General features: G+C 58.1%; 9 protein-coding genes. 7 read left to right on the top strand and 2 right to left on the bottom strand.

Annotated features, from left to right (window positions below; translation table 11 throughout):
• Positions 1–43: 43 nt before the first annotated feature.
• Positions 44–1972, bottom strand: coding sequence for a transglycosylase SLT domain-containing protein (locus AC1D2P_RS19280; RefSeq protein WP_477757629.1), 1929 nt, complete (start codon positions 1970–1972; stop codon positions 44–46).
• Positions 1973–2185: 213 nt separating this feature from the next.
• Between AC1D2P_RS19280 and AC1D2P_RS19275 the strand changes: the two genes are divergently transcribed.
• Positions 2186–4105, top strand: a complete 1920-nt coding sequence (locus AC1D2P_RS19275) for an ATP-binding cassette domain-containing protein (protein WP_109785940.1) — start codon at positions 2186–2188, stop codon at positions 4103–4105.
• Between the two features lie 102 nt (positions 4106–4207).
• Here AC1D2P_RS19275 and AC1D2P_RS19270 read toward each other — a convergent pair whose 3' ends face one another.
• Positions 4208–4645, bottom strand: coding sequence for a universal stress protein (locus AC1D2P_RS19270; RefSeq protein WP_109785939.1), 438 nt, complete (start codon positions 4643–4645; stop codon positions 4208–4210).
• A 104-nt stretch (positions 4646–4749) separates the two neighbouring features.
• Between AC1D2P_RS19270 and AC1D2P_RS19265 the strand changes: the two genes are divergently transcribed.
• The 6 genes from AC1D2P_RS19265 (at position 4750) to AC1D2P_RS19240 (ending at position 12859) form a co-directional block, all read left to right on the top strand.
• A complete protein-coding gene (locus AC1D2P_RS19265; protein ID WP_223523366.1) occupies positions 4750–5187 on the top strand; it encodes a hypothetical protein in 438 nt (145 codons plus the stop codon).
• A gap of 536 nt (positions 5188–5723) precedes the next feature.
• On the top strand, positions 5724–7871 hold the full coding sequence (fadB, locus tag AC1D2P_RS19260) for a fatty acid oxidation complex subunit alpha FadB (protein ID WP_109785937.1): 2148 nt from the start codon (positions 5724–5726) through the stop codon (positions 7869–7871).
• A gap of 29 nt (positions 7872–7900) precedes the next feature.
• Positions 7901–9076: an acetyl-CoA C-acyltransferase FadA gene (gene fadA, locus AC1D2P_RS19255; protein ID WP_007944141.1), complete on the top strand. Its 1176-nt coding sequence runs from the start codon at positions 7901–7903 to the stop codon at positions 9074–9076.
• 99 nt (positions 9077–9175) lie between these two features.
• On the top strand, positions 9176–9412 hold the full coding sequence (locus AC1D2P_RS19250) for a DUF1653 domain-containing protein (protein ID WP_477811546.1): 237 nt from the start codon (positions 9176–9178) through the stop codon (positions 9410–9412).
• Positions 9413–9526: 114 nt separating this feature from the next.
• Positions 9527–12154: a type I DNA topoisomerase gene (gene topA, locus AC1D2P_RS19245; RefSeq protein WP_109785936.1), complete on the top strand. Its 2628-nt coding sequence runs from the start codon at positions 9527–9529 to the stop codon at positions 12152–12154.
• 180 nt (positions 12155–12334) lie between these two features.
• On the top strand, positions 12335–12859 hold the full coding sequence (locus AC1D2P_RS19240; RefSeq protein WP_046026991.1) for a DUF6586 family protein: 525 nt from the start codon (positions 12335–12337) through the stop codon (positions 12857–12859).

The following is a 12859-nucleotide window of genomic DNA, read 5'->3' as shown; positions in this document are numbered from 1 at the left end:
CAACACCGGTTCCGCGCTGTTCCTGTTTAACGGGCGCTACCGGTCACTGATCGTCGAAGAACCGTTCATGCCATTCCACCAGCGGTTGGGGCGTGTTGAGCTTGTGACCGTAGATCACCGAATACGACAGCACGTTCTGTACGTATTGGCGGGTTTCGTCGAACGGGATGCTTTCCACCCACACGTCGTAGCTCAGGTGATCGGCACCACGTAGCCACTGGCGTACGCGGCCCGGGCCGGCGTTGTAGGCGGCGGAGGCGAGGACGCGGTTGCCATTGAACTGGCTGTGGACCTGGCTCAGATAAGCGGCGCCGAGCTGGATGTTCTTGTCCGGGTCAAGCAGCTGCTGCGGCGAGGAGTACGGAATGCTGAACTTGCGCGCGGTTTCCTTGGCGGTGGCAGGCATCAATTGCATCAGGCCTGTGGCGCCGACACCAGAGCGGGCGTCGTCCATAAAGGCACTTTCCTGACGGGTGATGGCGAATGCCCAGCTCGAATGGATACCGCGGTTTTTGGATTCGCGGACCAGCGCATCGCGGTGGGCCATCGGGAAGCGGATGTCCAGATCGTCCCAGTACTGCGCCTGACTGATGGTGCGAATCGCCGGGAAATACCATTTCAGGTCATAGGCCAATTTGGCCTGGGCAACCATTTCGTCGCGGCTGAAATGACGGCTGACGTAGTACCACTCCCGGCGCCCGTCGGCGATCTGTCCACGGGCGTGCAACTCCAGGGCGCGGCGTACGCCAGGGGTGTTACGCACCTTGTTGGTCAACGCTTGGCTCAATACCAACGGTTTGTTGACCAGCGAATAGGGCGACTGCGAACGATCGGCCGCCATGAAGCCATAGAAATCGCGCTCGTGAGCGAGGTTTTTATAAAGCGTTTGCGGTTCCGCGTTCTGTGGCTGGGCCAGTTCGAGGCTGCGGGCCTGCCAGTAACGCCAGCGATTGGTAGTCGCCAGGTCCTGCGGCAAACGCCGGGTCAATTGATAGGCATCGTCCCAGCGGGCCAGGCGCAACAGTAGCCGCATGCGCCATTCGGACACGGTGTTGTCGCGCAGTTCCGGGTCGTACTTGGTCATCACGTCCAGTGCGCGGCTGTCGAAACGCCGTGCGAGGGTCAGCCCGATTTCCCGGGCGATCGCCACTTTTTCATCGCGGGAGAAGTGCATGCTGCTGGCATAACCGTCCAGCAGGTCCATGGCCTTGTCCGGGTCTTGCTTGGCCAGGCGGCGCAGGCCGAGGCTGACGATGTCGGACATCGGTTCGTCGGCCGGGGTGAAGCGCGAAGGCTGGTTGAGTAGCTCAGGCTTTTGCGCCACATCAATCAACAGCTGACCGCGAGGGGCGAGGGTGGTCAGGCCGTTAACGAGGCTTTTGGCCAGCGGATAATTGCGTGCCTGGGCGGCGAGTTTGGCGCGCTCCCAACGTTTTTGCTCGGTCAATTGACCTTCGGCGGCCCATTGCCCGAACAGTGCATCGCAGGCCTCAGGTTGGGATTTGCCGGTCAGCCAGAGCTTGTTGGCGTTGGCGTAACCTTCGGTCTTCTGGTTATGACTGATCTGATACTGCGCATTCAGGCAGTCCAGTTCGGTGAAGTTGAGCTTGGGGTCGTAATACTTGACGAAGGTCGCCCAGTCGCCACGGTCAGCCAGCCAGCGCAGCCAGCGCAATTTCATCCAGTTGGCTTGCGGCAGGTCACCGTGCTCGGCGAGGAATTTTTCGATTTCGGCATTGCTGGCGGTTTTTAGGCGCTCGGTCAATTCGTCGTAGGCCAGATAGGGCTCCAGCGGGTAATCCCTGAGGGCCTGGCTGTAACGGAAGTAGGGACCGGAATCGCCCTTGGCCAAGGCACGCTTGGCTTCATCGTAATACTGACGCTGGGTGGACAGGTCCACCGCCTGGGCTGATTGGACGGCAGTGGCAGAAAGAAGCAGACAAGATAAAAGACTGAAAAGGCGACTGCGCATGAGACGTCCGGGCAGAGAAATCATGACAAGTGCGGGCAATGCCCGCACTGAATTGTCTGTAGCTTAGCCTTTTGCCAGCAGCAGGCGAAAGCTTTGCGGGCCTGTCAGCATAAGTTCGCAACATTTGTTGTGCAGAGTGCTTCGAGAGTGAAATTGCCGGCCTTCTGAAGCCTCAAGTCAGGTAGAATGCGCGCCCGGTTTTTGGAGAAGCTCATGACCCTGCTCAAATTCAGCGATGTGTCCCTTGCTTTCGGCGCTATGCCGTTGTTGGACAAGGTGTCCTGGCAGATCGCCCGTGGTGAGCGGGTGTGCATCATCGGCCGCAACGGCACTGGCAAGTCCAGCATGATGAAGCTCGTCAAGGGCGACCAGAAGCCCGATGACGGCTCCGTCTGGCGTGCACCCGGACTCAAAATTGGCGAATTGCCGCAAGAATTGCCGGTAGCCGACGAGCGGACCGTGTTCGACGTGGTTGCCGAAGGCCTGGACGGCGTCGGTGCGTTGCTCGCCGAATACCATCACCTGAGCCAGAACATCGTTACCGACGCCGATCTGGACAAGCTGATGCACGTCCAGCACGACCTCGAAGCCCGCGATGGCTGGCGTCTGCAGCAACTGGTCGACAGCACGTTGAGCCGTCTGCAGTTGCCAGCCGACAAGACCCTCGCCGAGTTGTCCGGCGGCTGGCGTCGTCGCGTCCTGTTGGCCCAGGCCCTGGTTTCCGAACCGGACCTGCTGCTGCTCGACGAACCGACCAACCACTTGGACATCGGTGCAATTGCCTGGCTTGAAGAAGCGCTGAAGGATTTCCAGGGCGCCGTGCTGTTCATCACGCACGACCGTTCATTCCTGCAAAACCTCGCGACCCGCATCCTCGAACTGGATCGCGGTGGCCTGATCGACTGGAACGGCGACTACGCCAGTTTCCTCGTGCACAAAGAGGCCTCGCTGGCGGCTGAAGAAACTGCCAACGCGCTGTTCGACAAGAAGCTGGCTCAGGAAGAAGTCTGGATCCGCCAGGGCATCAAGGCCCGTCGCACCCGTAACGAAGGCCGTGTCCGCGCGTTGAAAGCCCTGCGCGTCGAACGCAGCGAACGTCGTGAGCGCACCGGCAAGGCCAACATTCAGCTGGATACCGCTGACAAGTCCGGCAAGCAGGTGATGGTCCTCGAGAACGTGAGCTTTGCTCACCCGGGTGGCCCGTTCCTGATCAAGGATTTCTCGATGGTCCTGACGCGCGGCGACCGTATCGGTCTGCTCGGTGCCAACGGTACCGGCAAGACCACATTGCTGAAGCTGATGCTCAGCGGTCTGCAGCCAACCAGCGGCACAGTGGAAGAGGGGACGCGCATCGACGTCGCCTACTTCGACCAGTTGCGCCATCAGCTGGACCTGGAAAAGACCGTGATCGACAACGTGGCCGAAGGTCGCGACTTCATCGACATCGATGGTCAGAGCCGTCACGTGCTGAGCTACCTCGGCGACTTCCTGTTCAGCCCGCAGCGTGCCCGCACGCCGGTCAAGGCGCTGTCCGGTGGCGAGCGTGCCCGTTTGTTGCTGGCGAAGCTGTTCAGCAAGCCGGCGAACCTGCTGGTCCTCGACGAACCGACCAACGACCTCGACGTCGAAACCCTCGAGTTGCTGGAAGAGGTCCTGCTGACCTTCAACGGCACCGTGCTGATGGTCAGCCACGACCGGGCATTCCTCGACAACGTGGTCACCAGCACCCTGGTCTTCGAAGGTGAAGGCAAGGTTCGTGAGTACGTCGGTGGTTATCAGGACTGGCTGCGTCAGGGCGGTTCGCCGCGTCTGCTGGGCGTGACCGAGAGCAAATCCGGCAAAGCCGACCTGACCTCCGCAGTCGTAACGGCTGAAGCGGCGCCCGTGGTTGCCGCTGTTGAAGCGCCGGTGGCGAAGAAGAAGCTCAGTTACAAATTGCAGCGTGAGCTGGAAATGTTGCCGGCTCAGATCGAAGCCATGGAGCAGCAGATTGCGGCGGTTGAAGCGCTAATGGCCGATGCCGCTTTCTATCAGCGTCCTGCTGCCGAGACCGCCGCGGTGATCGCGCAGTTGGAGCAGTTGCAGGCCGAGCTCGAAGTGATGGTCGAGCGCTGGGCCGAACTGGATGCCTGATTGATCCTGCTGTAAAAAAGCCCGGCGTTCAGTGATGAACGCCGGGCTTTTCATATGGAGTGAGATCTACGAGGCTACAGGGATCCATTGTGGGTTCGTGTTTCAGCTTTTGATCAGGCGCACCGCGAGTACATCGCAAGGCGCGCCGTGCAGCACGTCATTGGCGGTTGAGCCAAGCAACAGTGCCAGACCATGGCGGCCGTGGCTGCCGACCACGATCAGGTCGCATTGCTGTTCCTTGGCGAAATGATGGATTTCCTGGCGTGGTTGGCCATAAGTCAAATGGCAGTTGGCACCTTCGAGTTCGGAGTACTTGAGTTTCAGGCGCTCAAGGCGCTCCTTGGCCTGATCGAACTGCTGTTGTTGCAGTTGTGACAGGTCCATGGGGACGTCACCGCCAAAGGCCATGGCCATTGGCTCGACAATGTGCACCAGGGACAGCTTTGCCCCATTGCTCACCGACAACTCGCGAGCGCGGTGGATTACAGGGTCGCACTCTTCGGTTAGATCTACAGCGACCAGAATGTGGTTGTAGGGCATGAGGTGCTCCTCCTGAGGGTTGCAATATTGGTAAGTATGGCTGGTTTCAAGCGCATTGGTTTCTATGTGGCTCAAAGCGCTCATCAAGATTCGGGAGTACAGATATGACGGTCTGGATAGTGGTGTCAATCCTGCTGGTGGTACTGAGTCCGCTCGCATGGTTGCGGCCGTCTCGTGGTCAGAGCGGGCGAATGGCCCTGCGCATGGAGGCGCGACGTATCGGTCTGGCCATGCAACTGGCGCCTCAAGAGTGGCCGCATTGGCTGAGCAAGGAGCCGCCGAGCCCCTGCGCCCAGTACCATCGCTCGCGTCGCGGCAATCAACCGGCATGCTGGAGTTACTGGCAAAAATCGCCGGGTGTATGGGTGAATCAATGGCAGGAAGTTTGCGAGGATCCGGCGTTTTTGATTCATTTCGAAAAGTTGCCAGAAAATGTCTACAAGGTTGAGGCAGACAAGCAGATGATCACCTTGTATTGGGGAGAGAAGGGCGAGGCGACGGTTCTGCAAGACATTGACGCCGTGCTGAAAGCGCTGGCGTGAGCCGAGAATGTTTTGCGCTGCAATGGCGCAAAGCGCGGCAGACAGTCAATAAAAAGCCCGACATCATCATCGGGCTGGGGTTGGCCAGGCAGGCCGGTAATTCGCTGTAGGGCTGATCTTACGCACGGTATTCGCCAAACGCGTTCAAATTTTCCTTCAGGTTCCTGCCAGCGTAGCTTGTTAAACAAAGGCTGCAGTGAATTAGGGCGACTTTTCTAACTATTGATTCTATGAATGCTTTGACATGCAGCGGCGTGTTGAAGTGCTTCGCGGTACGGAAATGACCGGAAAGTCGCGTTTGAACCTGTATTTTGGGCGATTGACAATTGTCGGAAATTCCGTGAAGGTGACGTACCCAAATCAAACGGGCGTATGAATTGAGCGTTTGTATTTCAGATCGCTCCTACAGAATCCCGACTATCGCGTTGGAGGGTGTGCCGGGTGGATTGGCGTAGCATCGACGTTTAACGTCCTGCCGAGCCATTCACCTGCGTCCGACGTGTACTGTTCAGCTTCCATATCGTGGAGATCAGTTGATGATTTACGAAGGTAAAGCCATCACGGTTAAGGCTCTTGAAAGTGGCATCGTCGAACTGAAGTTCGACCTCAAGGGTGAGTCCGTCAACAAGTTCAACCGTCTAACCCTGAACGAACTGCGTCAGGCTGTAGACACCATCAAGGCAGATGCTTCGATCAAAGGCGTGATCGTCAGCAGTGGCAAGGACGTGTTCATCGTCGGCGCCGACATCACCGAATTTGTCGAAAACTTCAAGCTGCCTGATGCCGAGCTGGTTGCTGGCAATCTGGAAGCCAACAAGATTTTCAGCGATTTCGAAGACCTCAACGTCCCGACTGTCGCCGCAATCAACGGCATCGCCCTGGGTGGCGGTCTGGAGATGTGCCTGGCGGCGGACTACCGCGTCATGTCCACCAAGGCCAAGATCGGTCTGCCGGAAGTCAAACTGGGCATCTACCCAGGCTTCGGCGGTACTGTGCGTCTGCCGCGCCTGATCGGCGCCGACAACGCCATCGAGTGGATTGCCGCTGGTAAAGAAAACCGTCCTGAAGACGCGCTGAAAGTCGGCGCAGTGGACGCAGTGGTTGCTCCTGAGAAACTGCAGGAGGCGGCCCTGGAACTGATCAAACGCGCCATTTCCGGTGAGTTTGATTACAAGGCCAAGCGTCAACCGAAGCTGGAAAAGCTGAAGCTGAACGCAATCGAACAAATGATGGCTTTCGAAACCGCCAAAGGTTTCGTAGCTGGTCAGGCTGGCCCGAACTACCCGGCGCCGGTTGAAGCGATCAAGACCATCCAGAAAGCCGCGAACTTCGGTCGCGATAAAGCGCTGGAAGTCGAAGCCGCCGGTTTCGTCAAACTGGCCAAGACCTCTGCCGCGCAGAGCTTGATCGGTCTGTTCCTGAATGATCAGGAGCTGAAGAAAAAGGCCAAGGCCTACGACGAAATCGCCAAAGACGTGAAGCAGGCTGCCGTATTGGGCGCCGGCATCATGGGTGGCGGTATCGCTTATCAGTCGGCCTCCAAAGGTACGCCGATCCTGATGAAGGACATCAACGAGCACGGCATCGAGCAAGGCCTGGCTGAAGCCGCCAAGCTGCTGGTCGGCCGCGTTGATAAAGGTCGCATGACCGCCGCGAAAATGGCTGAAGTGCTCAACGGCATTCGTCCAACCCTGTCCTACGGTGATTTCGGTCACGTGGACCTGGTGGTTGAGGCGGTTGTCGAAAACCCTAAGGTCAAGCAAGCCGTACTGGCCGAAGTCGAAGACAAGGTCAAAGAGGACACCATCCTCGCGTCCAACACCTCGACCATTTCCATCACCTTGCTGGCCAAAGCCCTCAAGCGTCCGGAAAACTTCGTCGGCATGCACTTCTTCAACCCTGTGCACATGATGCCGCTGGTTGAAGTAATCCGTGGCGAGAAGTCTAGCGAGCTGGCGGTTGCCACCACCGTTGCCTACGCCAAGAAAATGGGCAAGAACCCGATCGTCGTCAACGACTGCCCGGGCTTCCTGGTTAACCGCGTACTGTTCCCGTACTTCGGCGGTTTCGCCAAGTTGGTCAGCGCCGGCGTGGACTTCGTCCGTATCGACAAGATCATGGAAAAATTCGGCTGGCCAATGGGCCCGGCGTACCTGATGGACGTGGTCGGCATCGACACCGGTCACCACGGTCGTGACGTGATGGCTGAAGGCTTCCCGGATCGCATGAAAGACGACCGCCGTTCGGCTATCGACGTGCTCTACGAAGCCAAGCGCCTGGGCCAGAAAAATGGCAAGGGCTTCTACGCCTACGAGACCGACAAGCGCGGCAAGCAGAAGAAAGTCGCCGATCCTTCGGTGCTGGAAGTGCTCAAGCCGATCGTTTATGAGCAGCGTGAAGTCACCGACGAAGACATCATCAACTGGATGATGATCCCGCTGTGCCTGGAAACCGTGCGTTGCCTGGAAGACGGCATCGTCGAGACTGCTGCCGAAGCCGACATGGGTCTGGTCTACGGTATTGGTTTCCCTCCATTCCGTGGCGGTGCGCTGCGCTACATCGACTCGATCGGTGTTGCCGAGTTCGTTGCCCTGGCTGACCAGTACGCTGATTTGGGCGCGCTGTACCACCCGACCGCGAAGCTGCGCGAAATGGCCAAAAACGGCCAGAGCTTCTTCGGTTAAGCGCCCCCAACTAGAGTGAGAGTGAACTTATGAGCTTGAATCCTAGAGACGTCGTGATTGTCGACTTCGGTCGTACTCCGATGGGCCGCTCCAAGGGCGGCATGCACCGCAACACCCGCGCCGAAGACATGTCGGCGCACCTGATCAGCAAATTGCTGGAACGCAACGTCAAGGTTGACCCGAACGAAGTCGAAGACGTGATCTGGGGCTGCGTAAACCAGACCCTGGAACAGGGCTGGAACATCGCTCGCATGGCGTCCCTGATGACTCAGATCCCGCACACGGCTGCCGGTCAGACCGTCAGCCGCCTGTGTGGCTCCTCGATGAGTGCACTGCACACTGCTGCTCAAGCAATCATGACCGGCAACGGTGACGTGTTCGTCGTCGGCGGCGTCGAGCATATGGGCCACGTGAGCATGATGCACGGTGTCGATCCGAACCCGCACATGTCCCTGTACGCGGCGAAAGCCTCGGGCATGATGGGCCTGACCGCTGAAATGCTGGGCAAAATGCACGGCATCACTCGCGAGCAGCAGGATGCTTTCGGCGTGCGCTCCCACCAGCTCGCCCATAAAGCGACGCTGGAAGGCAAGTTCAAAGACGAAATCATCCCGATGCAGGGCTACGACGAGAACGGTTTCCTGAAACTGTTCGACTACGACGAAACCATTCGTCCGGAAACCACCCTGGAAAGTCTGGCGGCTCTCAAGCCTGCCTTCAATCCAAAGGGCGGCACCGTGACAGCCGGTACGTCGTCGCAGATCACTGACGGTGCCTCGTGCATGATCGTGATGTCGGCGCAGCGTGCACAGGACCTGGGCATCCAGCCTATGGCAGTGATTCGTTCGATGGCAGTGGCAGGTGTGGATCCGGCAATCATGGGCTATGGTCCAGTACCGGCTACACAAAAAGCACTGAAGCGTGCGGGTCTTGGCATTAACGATATCGACTTCTTCGAGCTCAACGAAGCTTTCGCCGCACAGGCTCTGCCAGTGCTGAAAGATTTGAAAGTACTCGACAAGATGAACGAGAAGGTTAACCTGCACGGCGGCGCGATCGCCTTGGGTCACCCGTTCGGTTGCTCCGGTGCACGTATCTCCGGCACTCTGCTGAACGTGATGAAGCAAAATGGCGGCACCTTCGGGGTGGCTACCATGTGCATTGGTCTCGGCCAAGGCATCTCCACCGTCTTCGAACGCGTTTAAGCGTTCCGTTGACGGAAGCCGGGGCCAAGTGCCCCGGTTTTTGTTTTTCTGAATTTATTTTTGTTTTTATTTTGAAAAGATTTGAGTGATGGCCAAACCATGCCGATACAACCTGGGCTCTACCAACATTACAAAGGTCCGCAGTACCGCGTATTCAGTCTTGCGCGGCATTCGGAAACTGAAGAAGAAGTGGTCTTCTACCAAGCCCTGTATGGCGATTACGGCTTTTGGGTACGTCCCTTGAGCATGTTTCTTGAGTCGGTCGAGGTTGACGGCGAACAGGTGCCACGCTTTGCTTTGGTGCAAGCCGAACCGAGCCWTTTTTCGAAGCCATAAGCTGAGTGCGCGCAAAACCCTGCGCTTGACCTCACCTTGTAGCCACTATATATAGCGGTGCCGCGTCAGGCGCCAACCGCCTTTCACTTCTAGAATTCAGGAATTTTCTGATCCATGGGCAAATCGCTGGTCATTGTGGAATCCCCGGCTAAGGCCAAGACCATCAACAAGTATCTGGGTAACCAATACGTGGTGAAGTCGAGTATCGGCCATATCCGAGACCTGCCCACCAGCGGTTCGGCTAGCGCCAGCAAAGAGCCAGCCGCGAAGCGCGGCAAGGCTGCCGCGGGCGAAGGTCCGGTGCTCTCGCCGAAAGAGAAAGCGCGCAAGCAGCTGGTCTCGCGCATGGGGGTCGATCCCGATCATGGCTGGAAAGCCAAGTACGAGATCCTTCCGGGCAAGGAAAAAGTCATCGAAGAGCTGCGCCGGCTCGCCAAAGATGCTGACACCATCTATCTCGCAACCGACTTGGATCGCGAGGGGGAAGCCATTGCCTGGCACCTGCGCGAAGCCATCGGTGGTGACGACAGCCGCTACAAGCGCGTGGTGTTCAACGAAATCACCAAGAAGGCGATTCAGGAAGCCTTCTCCAAGCCGGGCGAGCTGGACATCGACCGAGTAAACGCTCAGCAGGCGCGTCGCTTCCTCGATCGCGTGGTGGGTTACATGGTTTCGCCGCTGCTGTGGGCCAAAATCGCCCGTGGCTTGTCCGCCGGTCGCGTGCAGTCGGTTGCGGTAAAACTGGTGGTCGAGCGCGAACGTGAAATCCGTGCGTTCAACCCGGAAGAATACTGGGAAATCCATGCTGACCTCGGCACCGCCAAGGGCGCGACCGTGCGCTTCGACGTGGCTCGCGAGAAAGGCGAGGCCTTCAAGCCGCTCAACGAAGCCCAGGCCATGGCCGCGCTGGAAAAGCTCAAGGCTTCCAGCTACAGCATCGTCAAGCGCGAAGACAAACCGACCAGCAGCAAACCGTCGGCTCCGTTCATCACGTCCACCCTGCAACAGGCTGCAAGCAACCGCCTGGGCTTCGGCGTGAAGAAAACCATGATGATGGCCCAGCGTCTGTACGAAGCCGGCTACATCACTTATATGCGTACCGACTCCACCAACCTCTCGGCCGATGCCGTGACGATGGCGCGCACTTATATTGAAGGCGAGTTCGGCAAGAAGTACCTGCCGGAATCCCCGAACGTCTACAGCAGCAAAGAAGGTGCACAAGAGGCTCACGAAGCGATTCGTCCCTCCGACGCCAATACCGAGCCAAGCAAGCTGTCGGGCATGGAACGTGATGCCGAGCGCCTCTACGAGCTGATCTGGCGCCAATTCCTGGCTTGCCAGATGTTGCCGGCGCAATACCTGTCGACCACGGTCACCGTCGGTGCTGGTGATTTCGAGCTGCGTGCCAAGGGTCGCATCCTGAAGTTCGACGGTTACACCCGCGTCATGCCGCAAATTACCAAGCCGGGCGATGATGATGTGTTGCCAGATATGGCTCAGGGCGATGCGATGAAGCTGATCAAGCTTGATCCGACCCAGCACTTCACCAAACCGCCGGCGCGCTACTCGGAAGCGAGCCTTGTTAAAGAAATGGAAAAACGCGGCATCGGTCGTCCTTCGACCTACGCTGCGATCATTTCCACCATTCAGGACCGTGGTTACGTCGCGCTGCACAACCGTCGTTTCTATTCGGAAAAGATGGGTGACATCGTCACTGAGCGTCTGTCCGAGAGTTTCTCCAATCTCATGGACTACGGCTTCACCGCCGGCATGGAAGAGCACCTCGATGACGTGGCCCAGGGCGAGCGCGACTGGAAAAACGTACTGGACGAGTTCTACGGTGACTTCAAGAAGAAGCTGGAAGTAGCCGAAAGTCCAGAAAGTGGCATGCGTGCCAACCAGCCGGTCATGACGGACATTCCGTGCCTGACCTGTGGTCGCCCAATGCAGATTCGTACGGCCTCGACGGGCGTGTTCCTCGGCTGCTCGGGCTACAGTTTGCCGCCGAAAGAACGCTGCAAGGCCACCGTCAATCTGGTGCCCGGTGATGAGATTGCCGCGGACGACGAAGGTGAATCGGAGTCGCTGGTGCTGCGTGGCAAGCATCGCTGCCCGATCTGCAGCACGGCGATGGACGCATACCTGCTCGACGAGAAGCGCAAGTTGCACATCTGCGGTAACAACCCGGATTGCGATGGCTACGAAATCGAAGAGGGTACTTATCGCATTAAAGGCTATGAAGGTCCGAGCCTGGAGTGCGACAAGTGCGGCAGCGAAATGCAGCTCAAGACCGGTCGTTTCGGTAAGTTCTTCGGTTGCACCAACGCAACGTGCAAGAACACCCGCAAGCTGCTGAAGAGCGGTGATGCTGCGCCGCCGAAGATGGATCCGGTGAAGATGCCTGAGCTGAAGTGCGAGAAGGTCAACGACACCTATATCCTGCGCGACGGTGCTTCCGGCCTGTTCCTGGCGGCGAGCCAATTCCCGAAAAACCGCGAAACCCGTGCTCCGCTGGTCATGGAAATAGTGCCGCACAAGGACGAGATCGATCCGAAGTACCACTTCCTCTGCGAAGCGCCGAAGAAGGATCCGGACGGTCTCCCGGCGGTGATTCGTTATAGCCGCAAGACCAAAGAGCAGTATGTGCAGACAGAAGTCGACGGTAAGCCGACTGGCTGGAAGGCGTACTACGACGGCGGCAAGTGGAAGGTTGAAGACAAGCGTCCCGCTGCAAAGGCTTAAAGGATAGTGGGCCGACGCCGTCGGCCAATGGGAGCAAGCTCCCTCGCCACATTACAAAGGCCGCATGACAACCCTCGGGTTTTCATGCGGCCTTTTGTTTTGTGCTTGCGGGAAGCGGAGGTGATCCACGACACTGTCTGACCTGTGTGAAGCAATTATTTCGTTGTGGAGACTGCCGTCATGGCCCACGAACTCTATACCCGTACCAATCAGAAGATTTATTTCGCCGGTCTGTCGCTGGAGGCGCTCGCCAGAGCTGAAGAGGGGCGGGCAATGAACTCGCTGGCGCTGATCCAGGCGGGTCGCGAATCGGCGTTGTTTCACCTGTACGGTGCCTTGTTGGGGCTATGCCATGAAATCGCCGGGTTCTATCGTTTGCCTCAAGCTAATGCGCCTCGGGCCGAGTTGTTGCTGACTCGCGAAATACTCGAGACCATCGCAATTCCTGAAATGGCTGAAATGGTCGAGCTCGCGCAAAACCCTGAAACCTGGCTGGCCAAGTTGTTGGCGGCCCATGCGGCGTTGTTTCAACCTCCGCGCGCGCCGCACAAGCCTAAGGGTGACGTGACTCAGCCATTGATTCTGGCTGTTAACCTCGATGAAGAAGAAGCGCCAGAGGAACTGAGTCGGGAGGAGTTGGAAGGCTGGCGTCAGAACCTGAAAGGGCTGGCAATCCGGTTTCGAGAAGGGTTGAACGAGTGCTGA

The sequence above is a fragment of the Pseudomonas sp. P1_F1_2 genome (assembly GCF_056405815.1).
This window is presented reverse-complemented; position numbering and strand designations above follow the sequence as displayed.